The organism is Streptomyces sp. NPDC001530 (assembly GCF_042894545.1).
Taxonomy (GTDB): domain Bacteria; phylum Actinomycetota; class Actinomycetes; order Streptomycetales; family Streptomycetaceae; genus Streptomyces.
The window spans coordinates 20,250-41,200 of the sequence record NZ_JBIAVS010000003.1 but is presented as its reverse complement, the minus strand read 5'-3'; the positions used below and the strand labels follow the sequence as shown (position 1 = coordinate 41,200).

General features: G+C 69.6%; 44 protein-coding genes. 2 read left to right on the top strand and 42 right to left on the bottom strand.

The window, feature by feature from the left end; all coding sequences use genetic code 11:
• Positions 1-46 precede the first annotated feature (46 nt).
• The 11 genes from ACFY0T_RS05625 to ACFY0T_RS05575 all read right to left on the bottom strand — a co-directional run bounded on the left by ACFY0T_RS05625 (position 47) and on the right by ACFY0T_RS05575 (position 4,278).
• Positions 47-289 (bottom strand): hypothetical protein, encoded by a 243-nt coding sequence (locus ACFY0T_RS05625; RefSeq protein ID WP_388864880.1) that lies wholly within the window; start codon positions 287-289, stop codon positions 47-49.
• Positions 286-789 (bottom strand): hypothetical protein, encoded by a 504-nt coding sequence (locus ACFY0T_RS05620; protein WP_388864878.1) that lies wholly within the window; start codon positions 787-789, stop codon positions 286-288. The genes ACFY0T_RS05625 and ACFY0T_RS05620 overlap by 4 nt, the downstream gene beginning before the upstream one ends.
• 12 nt (positions 790-801) lie before the next feature.
• Positions 802-1,896, bottom strand: a complete 1,095-nt coding sequence (locus ACFY0T_RS05615) for a hypothetical protein (RefSeq protein ID WP_388864876.1) — start codon at positions 1,894-1,896, stop codon at positions 802-804.
• Positions 1,897-1,920: 24 nt separating this feature from the next.
• Positions 1,921-2,145 (bottom strand): hypothetical protein, encoded by a 225-nt coding sequence (locus ACFY0T_RS05610; RefSeq protein ID WP_388864875.1) that lies wholly within the window; start codon positions 2,143-2,145, stop codon positions 1,921-1,923.
• A complete protein-coding gene (locus ACFY0T_RS05605; protein WP_388864873.1) occupies positions 2,145-2,456 on the bottom strand; it encodes a hypothetical protein in 312 nt (103 codons plus the stop codon). The genes ACFY0T_RS05610 and ACFY0T_RS05605 overlap by 1 nt, the downstream gene beginning before the upstream one ends.
• Positions 2,457-2,498: 42 nt before the next feature.
• The gene (locus ACFY0T_RS05600; RefSeq protein WP_388864871.1) at positions 2,499-2,720 is read right to left on the bottom strand and encodes a hypothetical protein; all 222 of its coding nucleotides are present in this window, start codon (positions 2,718-2,720) and stop codon (positions 2,499-2,501) included.
• Positions 2,721-2,899: 179 nt separating this feature from the next.
• Positions 2,900-3,097, bottom strand: coding sequence for a hypothetical protein (locus ACFY0T_RS05595; RefSeq protein ID WP_388865657.1), 198 nt, complete (start codon positions 3,095-3,097; stop codon positions 2,900-2,902).
• Between the two features lie 41 nt (positions 3,098-3,138).
• Positions 3,139-3,381 carry a hypothetical protein gene (locus ACFY0T_RS05590; RefSeq protein WP_388864869.1) on the bottom strand — a complete coding sequence of 81 codons (243 nt, stop codon included), beginning with the start codon at positions 3,379-3,381 and terminating at the stop codon, positions 3,139-3,141.
• Positions 3,378-3,656, bottom strand: a complete 279-nt coding sequence (locus tag ACFY0T_RS05585) for a hypothetical protein (protein WP_388864867.1) — start codon at positions 3,654-3,656, stop codon at positions 3,378-3,380. The genes ACFY0T_RS05590 and ACFY0T_RS05585 overlap by 4 nt, the downstream gene beginning before the upstream one ends.
• A complete protein-coding gene (locus ACFY0T_RS05580) occupies positions 3,653-4,033 on the bottom strand; it encodes a DUF6907 domain-containing protein (protein ID WP_388864865.1) in 381 nt (126 codons plus the stop codon). The genes ACFY0T_RS05585 and ACFY0T_RS05580 overlap by 4 nt, the downstream gene beginning before the upstream one ends.
• Positions 4,033-4,278, bottom strand: coding sequence for a helix-turn-helix domain-containing protein (locus tag ACFY0T_RS05575; RefSeq protein WP_388864863.1), 246 nt, complete (start codon positions 4,276-4,278; stop codon positions 4,033-4,035). Before ACFY0T_RS05575 ends, ACFY0T_RS05580 begins: the two co-directional genes overlap by 1 nt.
• Before the next feature lie 256 nt (positions 4,279-4,534).
• Between ACFY0T_RS05575 and ACFY0T_RS05570 the strand changes: the two genes are divergently transcribed.
• Positions 4,535-5,299 carry a GntR family transcriptional regulator gene (locus ACFY0T_RS05570; protein ID WP_388864861.1) on the top strand — a complete coding sequence of 255 codons (765 nt, stop codon included), beginning with the start codon at positions 4,535-4,537 and terminating at the stop codon, positions 5,297-5,299.
• Between the two features lie 59 nt (positions 5,300-5,358).
• On the opposite strand, the gene ACFY0T_RS05565 is transcribed toward ACFY0T_RS05570, so the two are convergent.
• The 8 genes from ACFY0T_RS05565 to ACFY0T_RS05530 form a co-directional block, all read right to left on the bottom strand.
• Complete coding sequence (locus ACFY0T_RS05565; RefSeq protein WP_388864860.1) at positions 5,359-5,664, bottom strand: hypothetical protein; 306 nt, start codon at positions 5,662-5,664, stop codon at positions 5,359-5,361.
• 117 nt (positions 5,665-5,781) lie between these two features.
• A complete protein-coding gene (locus tag ACFY0T_RS05560) occupies positions 5,782-6,054 on the bottom strand; it encodes a helix-turn-helix domain-containing protein (RefSeq protein WP_388864858.1) in 273 nt (90 codons plus the stop codon).
• A complete protein-coding gene (locus ACFY0T_RS05555; RefSeq protein WP_388864857.1) occupies positions 6,051-6,521 on the bottom strand; it encodes an HNH endonuclease signature motif containing protein in 471 nt (156 codons plus the stop codon). Before ACFY0T_RS05555 ends, ACFY0T_RS05560 begins: the two co-directional genes overlap by 4 nt.
• Complete coding sequence (locus ACFY0T_RS05550; RefSeq protein WP_388864855.1) at positions 6,518-6,700, bottom strand: hypothetical protein; 183 nt, start codon at positions 6,698-6,700, stop codon at positions 6,518-6,520. Before ACFY0T_RS05550 ends, ACFY0T_RS05555 begins: the two co-directional genes overlap by 4 nt.
• A complete protein-coding gene (locus ACFY0T_RS05545) occupies positions 6,697-7,038 on the bottom strand; it encodes a hypothetical protein (protein WP_388864853.1) in 342 nt (113 codons plus the stop codon). Before ACFY0T_RS05545 ends, ACFY0T_RS05550 begins: the two co-directional genes overlap by 4 nt.
• The gene (locus ACFY0T_RS05540; protein WP_388864851.1) at positions 7,035-8,057 is read right to left on the bottom strand and encodes a hypothetical protein; all 1,023 of its coding nucleotides are present in this window, start codon (positions 8,055-8,057) and stop codon (positions 7,035-7,037) included. Before ACFY0T_RS05540 ends, ACFY0T_RS05545 begins: the two co-directional genes overlap by 4 nt.
• A complete protein-coding gene (locus tag ACFY0T_RS05535) occupies positions 8,054-8,839 on the bottom strand; it encodes an ATP-binding protein (protein ID WP_388864849.1) in 786 nt (261 codons plus the stop codon). The genes ACFY0T_RS05540 and ACFY0T_RS05535 overlap by 4 nt, the downstream gene beginning before the upstream one ends.
• Positions 8,840-8,847: 8 nt before the next feature.
• On the bottom strand, positions 8,848-9,705 hold the full coding sequence (locus tag ACFY0T_RS05530; protein ID WP_388864847.1) for a hypothetical protein: 858 nt from the start codon (positions 9,703-9,705) through the stop codon (positions 8,848-8,850).
• A 157-nt stretch (positions 9,706-9,862) separates the two neighbouring features.
• Between ACFY0T_RS05530 and ACFY0T_RS05525 the strand changes: the two genes are divergently transcribed.
• Entirely contained in the window at positions 9,863-10,162 is a 300-nt protein-coding gene (locus ACFY0T_RS05525; RefSeq protein ID WP_388864845.1) for a type II toxin-antitoxin system prevent-host-death family antitoxin, read from the top strand.
• A 57-nt stretch (positions 10,163-10,219) separates the two neighbouring features.
• Here ACFY0T_RS05525 and ACFY0T_RS05520 read toward each other — a convergent pair whose 3' ends face one another.
• From ACFY0T_RS05520 to ACFY0T_RS05410, 23 genes are all read right to left on the bottom strand, one after another.
• Positions 10,220-11,236 carry a DNA cytosine methyltransferase gene (locus ACFY0T_RS05520; protein ID WP_388864843.1) on the bottom strand — a complete coding sequence of 339 codons (1,017 nt, stop codon included), beginning with the start codon at positions 11,234-11,236 and terminating at the stop codon, positions 10,220-10,222.
• Positions 11,233-11,655 (bottom strand): hypothetical protein, encoded by a 423-nt coding sequence (locus ACFY0T_RS05515; RefSeq protein ID WP_388864841.1) that lies wholly within the window; start codon positions 11,653-11,655, stop codon positions 11,233-11,235. Before ACFY0T_RS05515 ends, ACFY0T_RS05520 begins: the two co-directional genes overlap by 4 nt.
• Positions 11,652-12,068, bottom strand: a complete 417-nt coding sequence (locus ACFY0T_RS05510) for a hypothetical protein (RefSeq protein WP_388864839.1) — start codon at positions 12,066-12,068, stop codon at positions 11,652-11,654. The genes ACFY0T_RS05515 and ACFY0T_RS05510 overlap by 4 nt, the downstream gene beginning before the upstream one ends.
• On the bottom strand, positions 12,061-12,366 hold the full coding sequence (locus ACFY0T_RS05505; protein WP_388864837.1) for a hypothetical protein: 306 nt from the start codon (positions 12,364-12,366) through the stop codon (positions 12,061-12,063). The genes ACFY0T_RS05510 and ACFY0T_RS05505 overlap by 8 nt, the downstream gene beginning before the upstream one ends.
• Before the next feature lie 88 nt (positions 12,367-12,454).
• Positions 12,455-12,841 carry a hypothetical protein gene (locus ACFY0T_RS05500; RefSeq protein WP_388864836.1) on the bottom strand — a complete coding sequence of 129 codons (387 nt, stop codon included), beginning with the start codon at positions 12,839-12,841 and terminating at the stop codon, positions 12,455-12,457.
• Positions 12,838-13,818, bottom strand: coding sequence for an exonuclease domain-containing protein (locus ACFY0T_RS05495; protein WP_388864834.1), 981 nt, complete (start codon positions 13,816-13,818; stop codon positions 12,838-12,840). Before ACFY0T_RS05495 ends, ACFY0T_RS05500 begins: the two co-directional genes overlap by 4 nt.
• Positions 13,815-14,345 (bottom strand): hypothetical protein, encoded by a 531-nt coding sequence (locus tag ACFY0T_RS05490; protein WP_388864832.1) that lies wholly within the window; start codon positions 14,343-14,345, stop codon positions 13,815-13,817. The genes ACFY0T_RS05495 and ACFY0T_RS05490 overlap by 4 nt, the downstream gene beginning before the upstream one ends.
• 59 nt (positions 14,346-14,404) lie before the next feature.
• Positions 14,405-15,517: a phage recombination protein Bet gene (gene bet, locus ACFY0T_RS05485; protein ID WP_388864830.1), complete on the bottom strand. Its 1,113-nt coding sequence runs from the start codon at positions 15,515-15,517 to the stop codon at positions 14,405-14,407.
• A gap of 159 nt (positions 15,518-15,676) precedes the next feature.
• On the bottom strand, positions 15,677-15,862 hold the full coding sequence (locus ACFY0T_RS05480) for a hypothetical protein (protein WP_388864828.1): 186 nt from the start codon (positions 15,860-15,862) through the stop codon (positions 15,677-15,679).
• Positions 15,862-16,404 carry a hypothetical protein gene (locus ACFY0T_RS05475; RefSeq protein ID WP_388864827.1) on the bottom strand — a complete coding sequence of 181 codons (543 nt, stop codon included), beginning with the start codon at positions 16,402-16,404 and terminating at the stop codon, positions 15,862-15,864. The genes ACFY0T_RS05480 and ACFY0T_RS05475 overlap by 1 nt, the downstream gene beginning before the upstream one ends.
• 110 nt (positions 16,405-16,514) lie before the next feature.
• Entirely contained in the window at positions 16,515-16,841 is a 327-nt protein-coding gene (locus ACFY0T_RS05470; RefSeq protein WP_388864825.1) for a hypothetical protein, read from the bottom strand.
• The gene (locus tag ACFY0T_RS05465; RefSeq protein ID WP_388864823.1) at positions 16,838-17,194 is read right to left on the bottom strand and encodes a hypothetical protein; all 357 of its coding nucleotides are present in this window, start codon (positions 17,192-17,194) and stop codon (positions 16,838-16,840) included. The genes ACFY0T_RS05470 and ACFY0T_RS05465 overlap by 4 nt, the downstream gene beginning before the upstream one ends.
• 207 nt (positions 17,195-17,401) lie before the next feature.
• Positions 17,402-17,635, bottom strand: a complete 234-nt coding sequence (locus ACFY0T_RS05460) for a hypothetical protein (protein WP_388864821.1) — start codon at positions 17,633-17,635, stop codon at positions 17,402-17,404.
• The gene (locus ACFY0T_RS05455; RefSeq protein WP_388864819.1) at positions 17,632-17,952 is read right to left on the bottom strand and encodes a hypothetical protein; all 321 of its coding nucleotides are present in this window, start codon (positions 17,950-17,952) and stop codon (positions 17,632-17,634) included. The genes ACFY0T_RS05460 and ACFY0T_RS05455 overlap by 4 nt, the downstream gene beginning before the upstream one ends.
• Complete coding sequence (locus tag ACFY0T_RS05450) at positions 17,952-18,452, bottom strand: hypothetical protein (RefSeq protein ID WP_388864817.1); 501 nt, start codon at positions 18,450-18,452, stop codon at positions 17,952-17,954. Before ACFY0T_RS05450 ends, ACFY0T_RS05455 begins: the two co-directional genes overlap by 1 nt.
• Complete coding sequence (locus ACFY0T_RS05445; RefSeq protein ID WP_388864815.1) at positions 18,452-18,661, bottom strand: hypothetical protein; 210 nt, start codon at positions 18,659-18,661, stop codon at positions 18,452-18,454. The genes ACFY0T_RS05450 and ACFY0T_RS05445 overlap by 1 nt, the downstream gene beginning before the upstream one ends.
• Positions 18,658-18,915, bottom strand: a complete 258-nt coding sequence (locus ACFY0T_RS05440; RefSeq protein ID WP_388864814.1) for a hypothetical protein — start codon at positions 18,913-18,915, stop codon at positions 18,658-18,660. The genes ACFY0T_RS05445 and ACFY0T_RS05440 overlap by 4 nt, the downstream gene beginning before the upstream one ends.
• Positions 18,912-19,289 (bottom strand): hypothetical protein, encoded by a 378-nt coding sequence (locus ACFY0T_RS05435; protein ID WP_388864812.1) that lies wholly within the window; start codon positions 19,287-19,289, stop codon positions 18,912-18,914. The genes ACFY0T_RS05440 and ACFY0T_RS05435 overlap by 4 nt, the downstream gene beginning before the upstream one ends.
• A complete protein-coding gene (locus ACFY0T_RS05430; protein ID WP_388864810.1) occupies positions 19,286-19,507 on the bottom strand; it encodes a hypothetical protein in 222 nt (73 codons plus the stop codon). Before ACFY0T_RS05430 ends, ACFY0T_RS05435 begins: the two co-directional genes overlap by 4 nt.
• Positions 19,504-19,776 carry a hypothetical protein gene (locus ACFY0T_RS05425; RefSeq protein ID WP_388864808.1) on the bottom strand — a complete coding sequence of 91 codons (273 nt, stop codon included), beginning with the start codon at positions 19,774-19,776 and terminating at the stop codon, positions 19,504-19,506. Before ACFY0T_RS05425 ends, ACFY0T_RS05430 begins: the two co-directional genes overlap by 4 nt.
• Positions 19,773-20,270, bottom strand: a complete 498-nt coding sequence (locus ACFY0T_RS05420; RefSeq protein ID WP_388864806.1) for a hypothetical protein — start codon at positions 20,268-20,270, stop codon at positions 19,773-19,775. The genes ACFY0T_RS05425 and ACFY0T_RS05420 overlap by 4 nt, the downstream gene beginning before the upstream one ends.
• Positions 20,271-20,373: 103 nt before the next feature.
• Positions 20,374-20,634 carry a hypothetical protein gene (locus tag ACFY0T_RS05415; RefSeq protein WP_388864805.1) on the bottom strand — a complete coding sequence of 87 codons (261 nt, stop codon included), beginning with the start codon at positions 20,632-20,634 and terminating at the stop codon, positions 20,374-20,376.
• Positions 20,635-20,699: 65 nt separating this feature from the next.
• Positions 20,700-20,948, bottom strand: a complete 249-nt coding sequence (locus tag ACFY0T_RS05410; protein ID WP_388864803.1) for an XRE family transcriptional regulator — start codon at positions 20,946-20,948, stop codon at positions 20,700-20,702.
• Between the last annotated feature and the right edge of the window lie 3 nt (positions 20,949-20,951).

Here is a 20,951-nt window from a genome sequence, read left to right as displayed (position 1 = left end):
TCCTCGCGCGCGCGCGTCGCGCGCGCGCCTTGAGCTCCCGTGATGGCTAGTGAAGGGGTGATGATGATGAACGTGAACGTGACGCTTCGTAGTTGACAGTCCAGGCGTGGATCGCCTCGGCAAGGGAGTGCAGGGCTCTCGTATCGCCGTCACGGACCGCCTTCGCCGCCACCGCCCGCGCATGATCGATAGCGGCGGCGAGGATCTCCCGATCGTTCCTCGCCGCCGACTGGCGGGCATTATGGAAGCGGACGAAGTTGATCCTCGACCGCTCGGCGGGCGCGGTCACCCCGTCTTCCTCTGGCTGAACAGGTCGAAGTCGAAGACGCGCGACTCCTCACGCTCCTGACCTGCAGACTCGGCCGGATCGGAAGCCGCTCCCAGCACCTGCTGCGTGGCCCGGTTCAAGCGGTCCCCAGATTGCGCCGCCAGTGCAGCCTGCTGCGACTTCCGCAGCTCCTTCTCGATCGCCTTCTGCGCCCGCTCCTTGGGAAGCTGCACGTAGATGCGGTCGTGCGTGTTCTCCAGCCTCTTCGCCAAGCTGACGACCTGCTGCGTTCGCCGCTCCATCGCCCGCAGGACCCGGGCCACCTTGCGTGCGTGCCACCAGGCCTGCAGCGCGTTGTCGCCCTGGATCGGGCTGTTCTTGAGGTCCTCGTAGGTCTCGACGGCGAGTCCGCGGAAGCCTTCCTTGTGGTCGCGGAACACGAAGCGGACCTGGTCGGCGTAGACGCCCATCCCGCCGGCCTGCAGCAGCTGGTCGGACGTCCACCGGTCGTTGTCGGTCATCGGTCTCTTCTCTCAGTCCAGGGTGGGGAGTTCGGCGCGGTCGAGGATCTCGGTGCGGATGTTCTTGGCGGTGGAGTCGGAGGGGCGACCGTGGCCCGCCTTGCCGATCGCGTCGGCGAACTCGCTCGCGGTCGGGTTGCGCTTCAGCCGCTTGAACTCGGCGTGGAAGATCGGCTCGGCGAGCGTCACCCACTCGGTCATGGACCGCCGCGGGGCCTTCTCGGCGGCCGGCTTCTGGCGCGACTTGGCGGCGGGCTTCCTGCCGCCAGGTGTCGTCTTCTTGGCGGGCGTCTTGGCGGTGTTCTTGTCGTCGCCAGAACGGGCTTCTTGGCGGTCGGAGTTGTCGGCAGAAGTTGTCGTCTTGGCGGGCGGAGTTGGCGGTGCTTCTGTCGGTCGTTCTGTCGCAGTCGGCGGGGCTTCTTGGCGCTGCGTGCTGGCGGTCTGGGGGGCAGGCTTCTGGCGCTCGCGGCGGGCCTTCGGCGGGGCGGTCATGAGGTGGACTCGCCAGAGGATGAGGGAGGCGACGGAGGCGACCATGGCGATCAGCCACCACGTCGGCTTCGCGGTCGGCGTCAGCCCGAACAGGCGGGCGTCCGCGAGGTGGTAGGTGACATTCGCGGCGACCGTGAGGGTGATCGCCTGGATGATGTCGCGGTGCCGCCGGAAGGCTTGGATGACGTAGACGTCGATGACGAACGGCAGCAGCCAGGCGACGGTCTGGTCGAAGCCGACCATGCGGGCGAGCGCGTACTCGCCCGAGGCGGTGAGGCCGACAGTGCCGGCGATGATGGCGCGCGCCGCCCACGTGTCGAGCTTGTCGTCCCGCTTCTGCCGCTGCGCCGCCTCGACGCGGGCCTCCTGCCGGATGCGGTCGGCGTCGGCGGTGGCCGACGACCGGATGCGCCGCGCCTCCTCCTCCGCAGAAGCAACAGCGCGGCGGGCCCTCTCCTGCGCCTCGCCGTGCATCTTGTTGGCCTGCGCGAGGAGCGTGTCGGCTTCGGCGCGCGCCACCGCAGCCCGCTCGTCGACTATCGGCAGCGGCCGGAAGCCGGCCGGGTCGATGCTCGTGCGGACCTCAGGAGAGCGAGGCTGCGGTTCGGCGCTCACGGGAATCGGTGTCCTCTCGTCTCGTCAGTTGGAGCTGGCAGTGGAGTCGGCCACGTCGCGGGGGTCGCGGAACATGGCGGGCAGGTGGGGGTTGGCGTCGGCCCGGGCGACCGCCGAGTTCAGGCACCGGTAGAGGCGGGTCTCACCGGAGCCGCCGCCGAGCTTGGTGGTGACGGCGTGGAGCGCGAGGGCAAGGTCTGCGGCCAGCAGCCACGAGACGGCCGCGGCGACACGGATCGGAGTCGCCATCAGGCAGCCGCCGATCCGTGGCGCGTGTGGTCGGTGGCCATCCCCCGCAGAACCGCGAGCCGCTCGGGCGAGTGGTTTCGGGTGGCCCGGATCTCTACCGAGCAGCCCTGCGCGGAGCAGCGGTACACCTCGGTCGTCGCGGCCTTCGCCACGCGTTCGGTGAGCGTCATGCCCGTCGACAACATCGAGCAGATGACGGACAGCAGGATGAGCGAGCTGACGTCGTGGTCGGCGAGGCTCGCGGCGACGATGCCGGTGACTACAGCGGTTGCGATGCCGCCGATCACGTCGACGGGGTTCGGCTTCTTCATGGGGTCCTCTCTGGGGTCAGTCGTCGGTGGCCGGGGTGAAGGTCAGGCGGCAGCGAGGTAGTTGAGCCCGTCGAGCTCGTCGACGAGGGTCGGGTCGAGGGCGGCGGCGTTCCGGCGGAGGATCCGCATCTGCTCGCGGTCGCCGTCGGACCGGGCCGACAAGTACGAGGCGACGATCTGAGCGTCGGCCGGCATCAGCGCGCGGCGCTTCCTGCCGAGCTCGGTGGCGGCCAGATCGGCGTCGAAAAGCAGGGACGTAGACATAGGGGTGGTTCCTCACTGGTCAGGTGGGGCTGGGATGGGGGTGGAGAGCCGCGGGCGGCGAGGTGGTGGGGAGCCGAAACACCCGCCACCCGCGGCGATTGGGGGTTAGCGCGGCCGGTTCTCGCTGCGCTTGTTCGCCTCGGCGACCTTCTTCGACAGCTCTTTGTGCTGGTCGCCCGTCATGACGCCGCCTCAACGACGAGGTAGCTGTCGCTGGCCAGGTCCATCACCACGTCGACGACCCGCCCGTCACGGCGCAGACCCTGCGCGAACTCCTCCGCCGGCCACGAACCACGCGGGCCGCCAGCCGGGAACCGCTCGATGACACGGCGGCCCGGCTTCGGTACGGGCCGGGTGGTGCGGCGATACGACGCCAGGTCGCGGGCAGCGGCGTCGGCGGCAGCCAGCGTTGCGGTACTCATGCCGTCACCGCCCGCAGTTCGGCCGCGTACTCGCGCCGGGTGCACTGTGGGACGACTGGCGGGGTGGCCGGGAAAACATGGTCGAAGAGGTCAGGCTGGCCGGGGATGAACTGGCAGATCTGGCCGATGCGGGCGGCGTTGGTCATCTCGTCGTCCGGCTGGTCGGCCTCGAGGCTGTCGGCCATCTTGGCCAGAACGCGGGCGACCGCTGCGTGGGGGGTGGGCTGCTTCTTGCTCATGCCGTCACCACCAGGTGCAGCATCCCGGCCTGCTCCAGCTGCTCGTGCCGCTGGGTCAGCTCGTCCTGCGCCTCGACCATCAGGTCGAACTGATAGCCCGACATGTTGCGGGCGTCCATCATGGCCAGCCGGGCGTAGGTCTCCAGGCAGATGCCGTAACGGACCACGGCCTTACGCACCGGCAGCGGGGCGAACGCCAGCTCCAGGCGAGACAGGGCCTCGGCGGCAGCCGGCGGGAGCGGGGCGGTCAGGTGGGTCGGGGTTGCGGTGCTCATGACGCCACCTCCGTAATGGCATGAGCCAGCGAACGGACCTGCTCGGCGAACGCGATGAGGTTGTCGGCGAACTGGCCGGCCTGCTTCGGGTTCAGGTGGTGGCTCTCGGAGCCGTCGCTGACGACGAGGAACGGGTCCTGATCGGCCGGGTCCGGCGCGTAAGAATCAGCGCCGAGGCGTACATGCGCCAGGAGTCGGAGACCGGGTTCGCCGCCCGGTACGACGAGGTCGGTTAGTGCTCCGGCGTGGGCGACGTCTTCGAGGGAGCGCTCGCTCTCGGCGACGTGGTCCGTCACGCACCACGGCAAGCACTCAATGCGGACCGTCCGGCCGTTGATCAGGGCCGGGACGAGGCGGGCGGACGCAGTTGCTGCCATCACAGCGCCACCGCCAGTTCGCTGGTCGGGATACCTCGGTCAGCGACGTACTGCGTAAAGGCGGCGCGCGGAACTCGGATGGTGCCGCGACCTGAACCCACGCGGTAGGCGGGGAGGCGGCCGGCGGCGATCTCGCGATAGACCGTGGCCCGGTCGACGCGCAGCGCGTCGGCGATCGCCTTCACCCGCAGGGGCGGGTTGTTGGGTGCCTGCTGTACCGCAGGCACGGTAAGCTCGTCATGCATCTTCGAGACCCAATCTCTGATGCGCTGGCCCTAGCGGGCTCGGTGTTGGTAGCACCGAGATCACCCCGCTGGGGCCTTTGCGTTGTCCGGAATACAGCAGAACTTGCCGCTTCCGCAGAAGCTGCTGACAGAGACGACGTTATAACAACTAGTACCTATCAGCAAGGCCCGTGACCGACTCGTCACGGGAACGTCTGTAGATGTGCTGGTCAGGCGCATGGTTCACTTGTTGTGACCAATAGACGGAAGGGACACAGTGGCGTACCAGGGCAAGCCGGCGTACCAGCAGATCGCCGATGACATCCGCCAGCGCATCCTCGACGGCCACTACCAGGCCGGGGACCAGCTGCCGACCGAGTCAGATCTGATGGACGAGTACGGCGTGTCCCGCATCGTGGTTCGCAACGCGGTCCAGGCCATCGAAAACGAAGGCTTGGTCACCAAGCAGCGCGGAAAGGGCACGTTCGTCCGCGAACAACGCCCCCTGCAGAAGCGTCTCTCCGTCGACCTATACGGCAAGCGGCCCACCAGTTCACCGATGAAGAGAGCCACCGAAGCCGAAGGCCGTCGATCAGAGTGGGAGTGGCAGACCCGTCGCACCACGGCAACCAAGGCGATCGCCGAGAGGCTGGCCATTCAGTCGGGCGATGAGGTAGTTCGTACCACTTACCGATTCTTCGCCGACGACAAGCCGGTGATGCTGTCGACGTCCTACGAGCCCGATGAATTGACCGCCGGAACACCGGTCGAGCAGCCGGAGGGCGGATCGGTCACAGGCGTAGTGCCCCGCATGGACTCCATCGGCCAGCACATCACGCACGTCACCGAGGACGTCAACGCTCGCGCACCTCGCCCCTACGAGAGCGAGCAGCTGGAAATCGCCCCGGGCGTGCCAGTCATCACGATCATTCGCACCTACTACGTGGACGACCGGCCAGTCGAGACGTGCGACATCGTCGTGGCTGCAGATCGCTACACGCTGAGCTACACGATCCCTATCCCGCCCTTCGGTGAGGCATAACGACCAGCGGCGCAACAAGAAGGCCCCGACCGGGATCCGGTCGGGGCCTTCTTCTGCCGTCAGTCGTCGACGAGGAGCTTGACGAGTTCCTTGATCTGTTCGGGTTCAAGGTTCCGGCGGAGAGCCTTGGCGGCAGCGGCTGGTGTAGCAACGGGGATGCTCACCTTCCGCTGACGGAAGCCGGCTTTGACCATGGCCGCGTGGGTGGACAGGGCGCCAGCGAGGACTTCGGCGTGGAGGGCGGGCACGTCGGTCCCAGCCAGGACGTCGGCCTCTTCCGGCTGCGGGACGTACTCGTACAGGTGCGCGGCGCGGGCGTCGATCTCGTCGAGCTGCAGGCCGGTGAGGCGGTTGGGATCGGTCATGTCGGTTCTCCTGTCGGTGGGTTGATCACGGGTTTGGCGCGCCCCGGGTGAGGGCGGCCGTCAACGGGCGGGGTCGGGCCGGGGCGGCGGGCGGGTGACGGGGGCAGGGGTGGGGCATCAGGCGGCCTCGCGGAGCGCGGCCAGCAACGCGGCCCGGTTGGCGGCCTGCCGGTCCGGCGACAGGGGAAGCCGGCCGGTAGGACGCCGGTAGCCACCCCGTCCGGTGGGCAGCGCTTCGGCGTACAGGCGGCCCAACTTGTCCGCGGGCGGCAGGCGGAGGGCTTCCCGCGCCCGGGAGACGGTGGAGGGCGAGCAGCCAAGGCGGACGGCGATGGAGGCGTTCGTGTGGCCCTCGCGGATCAGGGCGGCGATGTCGGCGCGGACCTTCATGCGGCACCGCCCGCGTCCGCCGCGCTGCCGATGTTGCGCCGCTGGTACCGGTGAACAGCTTCTCGCTGGCATGTACGGCACGTGCGCGCGCCTGACGGACGCACGTAGGTGTTCTCTTCGCTGTACGGGTGGCCCTGCAGACAGAACTCCTTGGCGGCCTGGGCGTTGCGTCCGCGCTCCAAGCAGTCCCGCATGTTCTCGCTGCGCGTTCCGGTGCGCAGGTGATTCGGATTTACACAGGACGGGATGTCGCAGTCGTGGCGGACGTCTGCACCTTCGGGTATCGGGCCGACCAGCGCCTCATACGCCACGCGGTGAGCGGGCCGATGCGTGCCTGCCTTCCAGAAGTTCCCGTATCCCCGGGGGTTCTTCGTGCTCACCCAGAGCCAGCACCCGCTGGGCTGTGCGGCAACCTTCGTCCAAAACCGCTCGGGGAGCCTCTCGTCCCCGTAATTGACCGTGCTCATGCGGCGACTTCCTCGGCTTCCTGGTAGCGGCGGGCGTGGACGGCACCCCGGGTGAGGGGCTGGCCGTTGAGGTGGCACGGGATGCCGGGGGTGACCTGGCAGGTGGGGCAGCAGGCGGTGGTGCGAGCCCAGTTGCGGAGTTTCCGGAGGCGCCGGGCGGGCGGGCGGCGGAGCTTCACGCGGCCACCTCCTCGACCGACGCGGCGATCTCCTTGGGCTGCTTGAGGCGGCGTTCGGCTTCGGCGACGAGGGCGAGGAGGGCGGGCCGGCAGCGGGCGGTGTTCATGGCGCCGGTGCAGTCGGTGGCCGGGGGGATGTAGCCGTTCCACTTGTCGGGTGACGAGAAGCCCACGGGCGGTTCGGTGAGCTTCGCGGCGAGGTCGGGGTAGCGGAGGACGAGGCCGCGGCGGTGGGCGGCGGCGCGGCGGGCTTCGGCCATGTGGTGCTTGATGAACCGGCCGATGTCGCCCTGCTGCTGCAGGGTGCGGGCGTCGGCGAAGGTGAGGGGATCGGTCATGCGACTGCCTCGCTCTCAGTGACGGGCTGGCCGGAGCGGCACGCCCACGGCGAGCAGCCGTCGGGGTCGCCCTGCTCGGCGAGCTCGGCGTCATACACGGCGTCGAACACCGTGTCCTGCTGCCACTCGGACGGCCGGACGCGGTCGATGGGCGCCTCGTCGAGCGGCTTGCGGGAGATGTGCAGGAAGCGTTCGTGGCGCATCCCAGGCCCGCGCCGGTACGCCTTGTCGAAGGCGACCGCCTGCTGCCAGGACTCGGGGTCTTTGTCGCGCATGCGCCGCCACTCGGCGTTGCCGTGGAACGGGCAGCCGATACACGCGGACTTCTCAACCGACGTCCAACCGCGGTGCTTCAGGTACGCGTCGCACTGGGTGCGGGACATGCCCAGCTCCAGCAGCGGATGCCGCGACTTGGAGTACCGCGTGTCGCCTCGGTCCGAGACGCGGCCGATCTCGTCGGTGGAGAACCCGATCCACTGCTCGGCCCACACACCCTTCGGAGGCTGGCCGACCCGGCTGAGGGTGCCGGTGGCGTTGCAGACGGAGCAGGGGCCGGGCGTGCGGTCGTCACGCTTGGCACGCCACGGTGCGACCCTTTCCCCGCTGCCCTCGCAGTAGCGGCACGGGGCGGGGTCGGAGGTGCTGGCGCCGAGGAGAAGCCGGGCCTGCCGAAGGATCGGGGTGAGCTTGTACGTCTGGGTGCAACGCCGGTTCAACATGCCGTGCTCGCCCGTCTCCGGGTCGCGAGTGTGGGCGGGGAGGCTGCGCTGTTTGTCGGGGTCAAGGACGTCCTGCTGAATGCTGCCGACGGAAACGCGGTAGACGGGGATCCTGGCGGGCCCGGCAACCTCGGCCTCCAGCCGGTCGAGGTGCTCGTAGACGGCGGCGGGCTCCCATCCGGTGTCCGCGAACACGGCAGCGTCGACCTTGGGCAGGGTGCCGTCGGCGGACAGCATGAGCAGCGTCGTCGACTGCACGCCCGCGCCGAGGGAAAGGATGCGGAGCTTCGGAGTGCTCATGCCGCCATCCCCTTCCGGCGGTCGTCGCCCTTGAGGGTCACGCGCTCGCACATCTCGGTGAGGCGGGAAGCGATGCGCTCACCGAGCGCGTCCCGCAGCTGCGTCGGGGGCACGTTGCTGGTGAAGATGGCGGGCCGGCACTGCTCGTAGCGGTGGTTAATCAGCCGGTAGGTGACCTCCTCGGTCCACTCGGTGAGCTTGGCCGCGCCAAGGTCGTCGACGAACAGGACGTCCGTGTCGGAGATCGACTCGAAGGTCGCTTCGCTGTCGCGGCCGGTGCGGGGCCGGAGTTGGGCGTACAGGTCGGCGGCGGTGTAGGCGGCCCAGCCGGTGGGACGCCCTATCTCGGCGATGGCGCGGAGCACCGCGTAGGCGTAGTGCGTCTTGCCGGTGCCGGTGGGGCCAACGACCAGTAGCGATCGGGTGTCGTCGGGGTTGGCGACGACGGACTGCGCCCAGGCGCGGGCGATCGGGTTGGGCTGGGCGGACGCGTAGCGGCGCGGGACCTTCGTCTCGAAGTGGGCGATGCACTTCTGTCGCTGCTCGTCGGCGCACTTGAGGAAGTGCTGCCGAACGAACTCGACCTCAGCGGCCTGCAGAGCATCCAGGTCGGCTTCGCGGTGGAGGTAGGCCTCGATGCGGGCGGCGCCTTCGCGAGTGCCTCCGGGGAAGTCGAGGAACTCGGATACCTCGGGGTGCACGTATCGGCCGGGCGGGACACCGAGCGCGGCGAGGTCGAGGCCGCGCCGCTGCTGGCTGGGCGGGATCCACTGGTCGGACATGGGGCTCCTTAGATGAGGGGTTCGTCGTAGACGTCGTGGTTCTCGGGGTTCATGAAGGGCTGCCAGCCACCGGAGACGGCGCGGAGCTGGGGCTTGCCGTTGGGCGCGGGAGCGAACTTGTCCTCGTAGCGGCGCTCGCTGATCCACCGGTCGGACTGCTTGATGTAGCGCCACTCCTGGCCGACCACCTCGCGGGCATAGGCAAGGGCAGCAGCAGTGAGCTCGGTTGGGACGGCTCCACCGATGACGGCTTCGGTCCACGCCTCGAGCGTCTTGTCGTAGTTCTTGCTCTTCGGGTGGGCGTTCCAGAAGCGGCCGAACTCGAGCTTCTCCTCGGCGCTGATCTCCCGAGCCACGACGGCGGAAGAGGCTTCTTCTTCTACGTGGTTCATGTGGTTCTGGTTATGGGGTCCGGTTTCCGGACCCCTAGAGGTCCGGTTTTCGGACCCCTGGGGTCCGGTTTCCGGACCCCTAGCGTTTTCCGCAGAGGTCCGGTTTTCGGACCCCTGCTGTGCGCTAGCAGTCCGGTTTTCGGACCCCTGGCTCTCGCCTAGAGGTCCGGTGACCGGACCCCTAGCGCCGAAGTCGGGACGCACATAGCCGACCGCTCCCGGGATCTTGTAGAGCGCCGGCCGCGTACCGCGCCCCTCCTCGATGAGGCTCAGTTCGCCGGACTTCACGAGGGCATCGATGGCCGTGATGACGGACGACCGGGCGGCGTTACCGAACCGCACGAGCTCGGCCGTGCTGACGCGCGCCTGGCCGTCATCGCCGGTGATGCGGTTGGCGATCGCCAGCATGACGTGCCGTCCAGCTCCCTTGGACTGGGAGTGGAGCCAGACCCAGTACATGGCGTCGATGCTCACGTGATCTCTTCTCTCAGGAGGGTGTCTCTGCTGGTCGTTCGCTGTTTTGAGGCAGCCCTCATGGGGGCGGCGTTGCTCGTGGTGCGGGAGCTTCGCTCACCCCTGAATTGTACAACCCGACGGACATTACAAGCGAGCTCTTGTGTATCCTGGTCGCATGAGTGAGTCCGGGATCCGACAGCTGGGCGTCTCCGATGCCCGCGCGAACATGACCGAGGTCATCGCCGAAGTACGCCTGCTCGGCACGCCCGTCGAACTCACTCGCCGCGACAAACCGCAGGCCATGCTCATTTCCATGGAGCGCTGGCAGGCGGCCGTCAACGACGCCGAAGTCCGGCCGTTCTACGACGAGCTGAAGAGCAAGCTCCAAGCTCTCCTCGAGGACCCGGAGTTCTCCGAGATGCTCGAGCGGAAAGACCACGAGCTCCACTACCTGCTCGAGACCGGCAGCCTCTGACCTCATCGCTCCTCCTTCCTCCAGCCCCGCCTTCCGGCGGGGCTTCGTCGTGTCGGGCTAGGCGGCGGCCGCGAGCTGCGGCTGCTGCTGGGTGATGCCGGCGGCGCCGAGCACGGCCACGGCGAGCGGCGGCGGGACTGCGTTGCCGACCTGCAGGTGCCTCTCGCCGGCGTTGCCGTGGAAGACGAGGCCGGGCTGGAAGCCCTGCAGTGCGGCGCATTCGGCGACGGTGGGCCGCAGGTTGGGGCGCGGCTTCTTGCCGGCGGCGCGCTCCCGGTCTGTGGGCTGCCGGAGCGGGACGTTGCGATCACGCCACAGGGGCCGTCCGTCCTCATCGACGGCGCCGATGGTGTTCGCCATCGCCTGCCGGGTCCCGTTGCCGAATGGTTCGGCGCCGCCGGTGTAGGTGCCTCCGCCGGTGACGGACGGTGCGGGCCGCTGGGTGTAGCCCCAGCCGATGACGTCGGCCATGGCAACGTGCGGCGGCTGGCCGAGTCCGCCGTGGGTCGGCGCCGGCAGCTGCACGTCCCGGCCCTTGGAGGCGATGAGTACGGCCCGCTTGCGGGTCTGTCCGAGCCCGTAGTCCGCGGCGTCGAGGACACCGGTGACGGCGCTGTACCCCCACCGCTCGAGCACCTCGGCGTATTGCTGCCAGACGACGAGCACGGACGGCACCTGTTCCATGCAGATCCATTCGGGCTGCAGGTCGTAGTGCCAGCGCATCGGTTCGGCGGTGAGGATGGACCGCTCGTCGCGGCAGGCGGCGCCGATGGCCGCCCGGGTGTCTTTGCCGCGGGACAGGTCTTCGATCGCCTGGTGGACGAGCGGCAGATCCTGGAGCCCGAGCTTCTTGCCGGACTTGCCGAAGCCGGGGCACGGCGGGCTGTCGATCTTCCCGCTGGTGCGGCCCTTGAACACCCACGTCGGGTACTGGGTGACGTCGCAGCGGATCGTCTTGTGCCCGGCGCCGGCCCGGGTGCGGCAGGCTGCGGCGTCGAGTTCCAGGCCGATCTCGCCTGAGCCGGTCGGGAGCGCTTCGGACCAGCCGATGCCGGCGAAACCGTGGGGGATCATGCGGCCCTCCCGAAGATGGCCCGGTAGCTGTCGCGCATCTGCTGGTCTTCGACGTGCCGCGGGTGGACGCATCCGGCGACCTCGCAGCCGCCGCGGACTTTGCCGACGGGCTGCCGTGTGTGGGCAAGCCCGAAGGCGATGCGGTGGGCGGAGTGGCGCCTGCCGCCGTGGCGGACGCTGGGCGCCTGCGCCGGGTCGTATCCGGGCCACAGGAGGTGGCCGTCGATGGTGGGGATGGTGCGCCGCCAGAACAGGTCTTCAGGGCTGGCGGCGGCCTGCATGCCGGGCTTGTGGTTGGGCAGGCCGAGTTCGGCGCGCAGTTCGCGGGCGCGTCGCCGGGACACGTGGAGTTGCCGCTCGATGGCCTTGTCGCTGTAGCCGGCGCGCAGGAGTTCGACGATGGCGTTGCGGGTGTTCACGCGGCCACCCCCAACTCGGCGGCGGCCTTGCGTCGTTGGCGGTCGGCGGTGAGGTGGTTGGTGCACAGGCCGCGGCCGACGCGGGCTTTGCGGCAGTCGTCGATGGTGCACAGCTGGTCGGGGCTGAGCATTCCGGCGTCGGCTTCCCACTCCCGGATGAGCCGTTCGTAGACGCTGAGCTGGACGGAGATGCGGGCGCGTTCGATGCCGTGGCGCCGCATCCACAGGGCGGCTTCGCGGGTCTCGTCGGGGGTGAGCTCGGGGCGGGGGGTCTCGCCGCTGATGGCGCGCTCGACGGCGTACCAGTCGACGTGCTCGGTGGAGAACTCGTCTTCGGTGGCGGGCGGGATGAAGCCGGGCCGCCGTGAGCGGGCGAAGGCGGCGATGAGGGGCCGTTCGCGCATCTCAGCCATGGGTGTCCCCCTCTCGGGTTTCGGTGGCGTTGAGGATTTGCAGGCAGGTGAGGAGGTCGTCGCTGTCGTTGCCCCATGCGGTGTCGACGGCGGGCGGGTCGTCGCACAGTTGGCGCCAGGCTTTGGCGCGGTCGCGGCGTTCCTGGCGTCGCGCGTCGAGCCGCTGCCAGATCCGGCCAGCGCCCCAGAGGGCGGTGCCGCCGGCGAGGGTGATGGCGATGCCGGGCCCGTAGGTGCCGGCGGCGTCGTGCAAGCCGATGAGCCCGTTGGCGACGGCGTCGATCTGCTCGGGGGTCACGTCCGCCTCCAGATGCGTCGTGCGAGGCGCGCCACGGCGACGGTCAGGGCGAAGGCGGCGATCCAGAGGGGGTAGAGCAGGCCGAGGTTCATGCCGCCCTCCGCTCGTCGATGCGGGCGGCCTGCCGGTCCTCGATGAACTTCCGCCCGGCACGGGTGAGCAGGTAGACGTTGACCCTCTTGCCGTGCGCCTTCGGGTTGATCGACACCTCGTCGCCGACCCTCAGCAGCAGCCGCGGCTCGTCGGGGTGCAGGGCGTCGTGGCCGACGAGGGCGTGGAAGTACAGGCCGGCCTTGCGGCACACGTCGTCGGGGACGATGACCCTGATCTGGTTCATGCCGAAGGGCTGGCCGTGGGAGGCGAGGTGGAGGACGACCTGGTCGAGGACGGCGGTGTCCCAGCGGGTGACGGTCGAGTACAGCTCGCGGAGGTGGGCGGCGGCCCAACTGGCGGCCTGCTCGGGCGTGGTGGTCATGACGCTGCCTCCTCGGGCGTGCCGTGCTGCTCGAGCTCGGCGTCGGTCATCAGGGCGTGCGGGATCAGGCCAGTGCGCAGGGCGTCGCGGACGTCCGCTGCGGCGGTGCGGTAGGTGTGGGCGCGCTCGATCTGGCACCGCTGAAGAGGCGTGGGCTCGTCGACGAGCAGCTCGTCGCCGAGGCCAGGCGCGGACTTCGCCATCTGCTCCCACCGCTCCGCGAGGTCGGCGAACAGCGCCCGGATTTTCCGCTCCTCGGTGAGTGGGATGAGCGGCCACTCGCCGTCGACCACGGCGTAGGGGTCGGTCTTGCGCAGGTGCTTCTGGAACTCGGCTGCCTGCTGCCGCGCCCACCAGGCCTGCCACACGTGCAGCTGCTCGGGATGCACCTGGATCTGCGGGTACTTCTCGGCGATGGCGACGGCCACCTCGACGGCGGCGAGCGCGTCGGCGTCCGCGGTGTGCGCGGCCGCCAGGGTGACGCCGTAGTGGACGGCGAGGGCCTCGAGCTTGCGGGAGCCACTGCGGTACTTGTCGGCCTGCTTGTCGAGGATGTACGGGTCGATGACCGGTCCGGGTGCCGTCTCGCTGCCGAGGCGCTGGTGAAGGGTGCGCAGTTCGTAGCGGCGGAGCTCGCGGTCGAGGACGGTGAAGTCGTAGCGTCCGTTCATGGCGACGACGGGGATGCCGGTAGACAGGGCCGCGGCGAGAACGTCGGCGATCTCGTCGGCGACCTGGGCGGCGGGCCGGCCGTTGGCGCGGGCCTGGTCGGTGGTGACGCCGTGTACGGCGGTGGCCTCGGCGGGGATGCGGATGCCGGGGTTGGCGAGCCACAGGCGGGCGCGGTCGGGCAGGGTGTCGATGCTGTCGCCCTGCTTGTAGTCGACGGCTGCGGCGGTGACGATGCGCGCCGTCTCGACGTTGACGCCGGTGGTTTCCAGGTCGAAGCCGAGGAGGGGTTCGGTGTGCCAGCTCATTCGGCACCTCCGGCGGTGAGCTCCGGCAGCGCCACGTTCACGAGGCGCCCGTCACGCCAGGCGGCCATGACCTGGTCGCGGCCGTCCTTCTTGAAGCGGACGGCGTGGGTGCGGGCGCGGGCCGGGGCGATCTCCACCCCCGGCACCTCGTGCACGACGCCGGTTTCCGTATCGGCCCACTCCGTGGAGTTCGCGGCCGTCATCTCGGCGAGGAGCTTCTTCTCGAACGCGGGCTGCACTGAGGTGACGAACTCGCGCTTGATCTCGCTGCCGAAGTTCTCCAGCACCCAGGCCTTGAACTTCTCCGGGTCGGTGACCTTCGCTGCTCCCTCGCCTGCGGACAGGATGACGGTGGCAATGTCCGGTCCGTCGGGGAGTGTGACGGCGACCTGGCGGGTGCCGCTCTCCTCGGCGGCCTTGTCCAGCTGCAGTTGGGTCTCGGCGCGGGCGGCCTTGTATGCGCCGTCCACAACGTCGAGGAGGGTCTTGAGGTAGGCCTCGCGGGCTGCTGCCTCTTTCAGGCTCATGTGATCTCCTAGGGGTGGGCCGCCCCGATAGCCGCGGGGCGGCCCGGCGTTTGCGGTGGTTAGGCGGCGGAGCCGGTGAGGATGCGGGTCATCTCGCGCATCTGCTGGGCGCCGGCCTCGCGGATGGGCAGGCCGTAGGAGCGCTCGAACTCTTCGTCGAGGTTGGAAAGTCCGGCCTTCGCGGCGGCTGTGCGCAGCTGGTGCTCAGCGACGTCCGCCTCGGACGGGCCTTCGGTGACGGTCTCGACGACCTCGGCGTCCACGACGACGTCGCCGGACGGGGCAGGCTTGGCGAGCTCCTGGCCCCGGCGGATCAGGTAGGCGCCGAGCTCCAGCAGCTCACGGTCAGCGGTCTTCACCGTCTCCGTGAGGAGTCCGGCCGCGTGCGCCTGCTTGTAGACGTCCTTGACCGCCGCCTGGTCGGCTGCGTCGGCTGCGGCATCGGCGAGATCCTGCGCGGGCTGCGATCGCCCATTGGCTGCCACGGTCTGCTGCTGCGGCTGCGGTGTGGCTGTGGCCCACGGGTCGGCCTCGCCCGGCTGCACTGCGCGCAGGTGGCGCTCGTCGCCCGCGTTGTCGGCCTGCGCCATCTCCTCGGCCGTGTACACGCCGGCCAGGTCGTGCGGGAATGCCTTGCGCAGCGCGAGCGCCTCGGCGCACTTCGCGACCTGCCCGGCGGGCATCTTCCCCCACAGTCCGAGGCGCTTGCCCTCCTTCCCGGTCTGCACGTACTCGCGGAAGAGCGCCACGGCAGAGAACCGCTGGCCGTTGCGGAGCACGGTGACCTTCGCCGCAGCTGGCGGCTCTTCGGCCAGCCAGGCGTCGCACCACCGGCCGGAGGCGTCGCACCACAGGGTGTCCTCGTAGCCGAACGTCTCCCCGGACGCGGCGATCACTCGGTGCGCGACTACCCGGTATCCGTCGATGCCGGTCTGCGGGGTGAACACCTCGCGACCCGCGCGCCGGTCGTAGCGGCCGATGAGGTAGATCTGCCGGGAGAACGGGTCAAGCTGGGTGCGCTGGCACAGGTGCAGGAAGCCGGACAGTTCGGCGGCCGTGACCTGGTCACTGATGCCGGACTGGCGAAGGACGGCCCCCTGCTGTTCGGTCCACGCGGTCTGGTCGGGTCGGATGGCGAGCGCCCCGCCGCTCTTGACGAGTTCGTTGCTCATTAGTGGTGCTCCTGTTCGCTGCTGAGGTGCGTGTTCTGCGTGAAATGGGTGCACTGAGGGCGGGTCGCCGACCCCGACCGGGGGGGTGGTGCGGGGCCGGCGACCCTGGGTGGCGGCGCGGAGTGGGGGGCTCACGCGACCGCCGGTCTGGGTTGTTGGTCAGCGGAGTTGGCGGATGCGGCTGGCGGTGACGCCGTACTCGGCGGCCAAGTCGATCGGGGTCTCGCCGTCGGCGAGGCGCCGTGTGATGTCGGCGCGCTGCTCGGTGGTGAGCTTCGACGGCCGCCACGGGCCCTGGGCGTCTTGGCTGCGCCGGTTCCAGACGCGCTGATGCTCGGAGGCCATCAGTTGGCACCTGCCAACGTGACGATGCGGTCGTGGGCTTCGTTGAAGTCGTTGGTGTCGAGGCCCATCCACGGCACGGTGTGGGACATCGCGGTGATGATCTGCAGCGCGTTGAAGCCGTCGTCCTTGAACTCGGCGGCCGCGGATTCGATGTCGGCGTCGGTGTAGGTGCCGTTGTGGGAGACGTCGCCGCGCATGTAGTTGCTGCCGGGCTCGTCGCACCAGGCGTAGCTGAGCTTCGCGTACAGGTCGCGGGCGGTCTTGTCGGTGACCGTGTCCTTGATCGTGTCGGTGTCCTGCGTCCAGTCGATGCCGGACTCGACGAGGATCTCGACGCCCTTGAACGCGTTCTCGCGGCACATCGCTTCGGCGATAGCGAGGCCTTCGTGGTGGCCGATCCGCCAGCGTGCCGGGTTGTTCAGCGACTGGTCGGCGGGCATCCGGAAGACGACCAGGCCGGGCGCCGCTTGTACGGCACCGGAGACGGTGTGCTTCTGCTGGCCGTGGACGATCATCGTGTAGTCGGTGGTCTCACCGATCATCGGGAATCTCCTTGTGGGATCCTGGCGGGGATCCCCGCCCACTTGTCCTGGGCGGGGTTCTTGCGTTGGCGCCGGGTCCGCCGGCCGGTCTCATCCGGCGGCCCGGCGAGTCAGGTGGTGGCGCCCGCGAGTTCGGGCTCGGGCAGCTTCGGGATCGGCGTCTCGACGGTGTCGTCGCTGGCCGCCTTCAACTGGCCGCGCAACTTGACCAGTTCGCTGTCCCGCGCCATGAGCTGCTCGACGTGCTGCTGGAGCTGCTGCTCCTTCGCCTGCAGCCGTCCTTCGGCGACTTCGGCGCGGGCCCGCCAGTAGCGGACCTTGCAGCCGAGTTCGGCGAACCGTTCGTGGCAGTGACGGATGTACTGCCGGTCCTCGCGACGGAGCTGCCGCAGCCGCTTGTTGTCGGCCGCCGCCCGGTGCTTGCCCCGGCCGATCACAGCCCCTCCCGCAGGCACGTCGCCGTGTCGCGCAGCAGGGCGATCGCCTTGGCTTTGCCGTTGCCCCGGTAGTCACACCAGGCGGCGACGGAGGGGGCGTCGATGCTGTCGGCGAGGGCCTTCTCTGCGGCGTGGACGAGCGGGTCGCCGCCGACGTAGCGGGGGGTGCCGTGGACGGCGACGTTGATGGCGCCGAGCACGTCGACCTCGCACTTGGTGAGGGCGAGCCCGGCATTGGCTTGGCGGACGCTGTACAGGTACTTCTTGCAGAAGCCGACGGTGACGATGTGGTCGGCGGCCTTGTCGAGGACGTCGGCGATCTCGTCGGGGGCCGGGGTGGTGAGGGTGGTCACTGCTCCTCCTCGGCGGGCTCGCTGATGCAGAAGGCGCGGATGAAGGCGGCGATGAACCAGCCGCACACCACGACGGGGCAGGCGATCTCAATGGCGGTCTTCACTGCCCCTCCTGGGCGTTGCGGCTGGTGGTGTGCTTGCGGTGGTCGTCGCGGGCGCTGGCGAGGAGCAGGGCCACGGCTGCGATCCCGGCGACGATGGCGGTGATCACGGCTGGCCTCCGTCTCCGTGGGCCCTTGCGGCGGCGCGCCACCAGGCGGCCCACGTCGCGTCGTCCCAGTCGGTGCTGTCTTTCGGGGCGGCGCGGAGGATGCGGCGGTCGTCGATCTGCTGCTCCAGGTCGGCGACGTAGGCGGCCAGGCGGGCGATGCTCAGCCGGACGAGCGCGTTGAACAGGCCCGCGGTCGGCGACAGTTGCGGCGACGGCAGCGGGGCGGTCACGAGGCGGCCTCGGCTGCGTCGAGCGTCTGCTGCGTGGTCTTGGCCTTCACGTGCGGGCAGCGGATGGCGAGGTCGACTTCGGCGCGGTAGCGGTCCCAGCTCATGAGCTCCAGCCGGTAGCCCTGGCGCTGGTACTTGTCGCGCTCGCGCTTGAGCGGGAACGTCTCCTGCCACGCCTGCTGTTCGGTGGCGAACGCCTCGTCGCCGAACGCCGCGGTGAGCGCTCCGCACGGGCAGCCGCACGGCGCCCACGTGATCCACGTGCAGTTCGTCAGCGGCAGAAGCTGGCCGTCGATCTCGACCTTGAGTTCAGGCATCACGCCACCGCCTTGCGCTGCTGCCAGCCGGTGAGTTGGTTGGTGTCGGCCCGCCAGGTCTGCGCCCGGTTCCAGTCGGCGCCCGGGAACGCGCCCTGCATGAGTGCGGCGAGCTGCCGGGACCCGCCGAGCGGAAGCCGGAGCTTGTGCCCGTCGGCGTCGAAGCACTGGGCGAGGTAGTGGCGGTGGGACTCCCCCGTGGTGTCCGTCCATACGGGCGCGAGGAGGACGGTGACGGCGTCGGGGGCGATCTGGCTGATGCGCCACGGCAGCTGGCGCTGATGCCGGCGGCGGCGGGCGGCGGACGCCTTCCGCGGGTGCAGCGGATGCACTTCGCGGTCCATGGCGCGGCGGGAACGCTGCAGTTCGAAGAACTCGCCGCGCACCCCCCGCGACCAGCTGGCCAGGTCCGGGCCGTAGACGGCGCTGTAGTCGGCGTCGAGCTGGACGAGGAGTTCCTCGACGTCGTCGGCGCGGCGGGGCTCGATGACGGTCGCCATCACGCCACCGCCTTAGCGGCCTGCTGCTCGCGCTGCGGAAGCCTCGCGTCGATCGCGTCCAGCAGCGCCCACACGGCACCGGACAGTGCGGCGCAGTCGGTTGCGGTGACCGGCTTGTGGTCCGTGATGGCCTGCGTGATCGGGGCGTGCACTTCGCGCAGGTAGTCCACGACGTTCGCGAGGCCGGAGTCCATGTCGAGGTTGTTCATGACGCTCCCTTGGTGCGGCCGTGCTTGATCAGGTCCGGGAAGGGGTGGACGGTCCAGTCCGGGTCGCCGTCGATGCGCAGGTGCCGGTACTCGGCGAGTTCGCCAGCGGACGCCGGTTCGCCGTGGGCCGTCTCCGGGTGCGCGAGCAGCTCAGCCAGCGGGGCCATGCGCTGCTCGAACTTCTGCCGGGCGAGCTGCTGCTCGGCGGCGGCCTCGCGCTGACGGTCGACCAGGGCACGCATGTCGGTGGTCATCGCGTGACCCCCTCAATGCGGTGGCACTCGGCCTTCGACCCGTGGTCACACGAGCCGCAGATCATCCGCCAGCCGTCGCGCGGGCTGAACCGGTGGTTCTCCAGGCAGCGGGCCGGGTCATCGGCAGGCTGGGGCGGGTGGTACGACTCGTAAGTGCGGCCCACGCCGTCCACGTCCGGTTCCGTGTAGTCGGCGAGCTCGGCCTCCAACTCGGCGACCCGCCCCACCGCCTCGTCGCGCTCCTTGCGGACCGCGTCCAGTTCGGCCAGCAGGTCGGCGAGTGCGCCCGGCGAGGCGACAGCAGCACCCACCGGCGTTGCCCGCACGATCAACTCGCGGATGCCGGCTTCGCGCTCCGGCGACAGGCGCTTCACGACGCACCCCCGGTCGGCATCGGGAGGGCGCCCAGCTCGGCCACGGCAGCGGCCAGCGGGTCGACGCATTCGTGGCCGTCGATGACGTCACGGGCGCCCACCAAGTCGGAGGGCAGGGCATAGGCGTGCGCGCTACGCCATCCACACGGCACGTGCACCAGGTGATCCAGCAGACAGGCAGTGGACCGGGTGGTGGACCAGTCGGAGGGGAGGGTCATGACTGCACCTCGCCATCGCGTGCGGCCCACGTCTCACGGTCGGCCGTGAAGGCCTCCCAGTACGTGTAGAGCAGCTCGTTGAACGCCTGCGGCAGCTCGGACTTCGGCAGCAGATCCCAGGCCAGACGGCCGATTTCCTCGACCTCGAAGCCCTCCGGGCGGGTGGCGAGGAGCTTCTCCTCCGCCGCGGCGAACATCGTCTGCAACGGGGAGACCATCCGGACGCCGGAGGTGATCTCGTCGAACGGGGTCAACGGCTCGAAGTTCATCGCTGGCCGCCCGACTCGCCGAAGCGGATCAGCTCGGACGGGAACGGACCGCCGTGCTTCATCGGGTCGATCTCGTTGGCGGCGTCACGAAGCCCACGAGGCGTGGTCTTCTCCCCTTCCGCCTCCAGCGAGGCGGCCGTCATGCGCAAGTCCTTGGCGGCTTCCTCAACTGCCCGGCCGCCGACGGCCTGCTGGTAGCGCAGGTGCACGTCCTCGGCGAGGCTCTTGGCCAGGAATCGGTGGACCTCGGCCGGGGTGACGGAGAAGCGCGACAGGTACTCGGAGTCGCCGATCACCTGACCGTCGATCTCCAGCTTCGCGAGGAGCCGGGACACCTCGTAGTGGGCGGCAAGCGCCTCAGTGCCCGGGTCCGTTGTGTCGTTCATGAAGGACTGGAGCGAGTCGGCCACGCGCTTTGCGGCGGCGGCGAGTTCGTCCCGCTCGATGCGGAGGCGCTCGATCTCGCGCTCCGGAGTAGTGGATGATGAAGGCACCGATCTGCCCTTCTCTCTTGGATGGTGTGGGTGGATCGCGCGGCGTGTGCCGCGGTGACCCCGGCTGCCGGTGTGCGAACCGGCCGTTGGGGTCGCGGCCGCTCTAAGCGGCGGCGGTGAGCTGCGGTGTCGCGTATTCGGGGATCCGCAGGTACTCGGCGACGGCGCGGGCCGGGAAGCGGTACGTGCGGCGGCTACTGCCGGGGGTGGCGATGTCGATCACGCAGCGCTGGACGAAGTCGGGGTTCTCTTCGATCTGGATGCGAACCCACATGTCGCTGACCTTGAGCCACTGCCGCAGCTCGGTCTTGGTGAGCAGGGGGGATTCGGTGCGCAGCTGCGTGGGGGTGAGGGGCTGCTCCACGAGTCCTCCTTTCATCTGTTGTGGAAGATCTTCCGGCGAATGTGGAAACTGCTGGGACGAAAAGGTCACGTGGGGGTGGGGCCGAAAAGGTCCGTGACGGGTCTGCCGAGCGCCTTCGCCACCAGGTCGGCGGAGCGGCGTTCGAACTCGCCGCGCCCGCTGGGTCCGGTGGAGACCATGTGGCCGACGGCTGAGCGGCTGATGCCGTAGCCGGCGGGGTCGACTTCTTTGGTCTTCTCGGCGAGGCGCTCGATGGACAGTCCGGCGTGGCTCATCGCGTCCCGGATGGGCTTGCCGTTGTCCAGTCGGTGCATGTG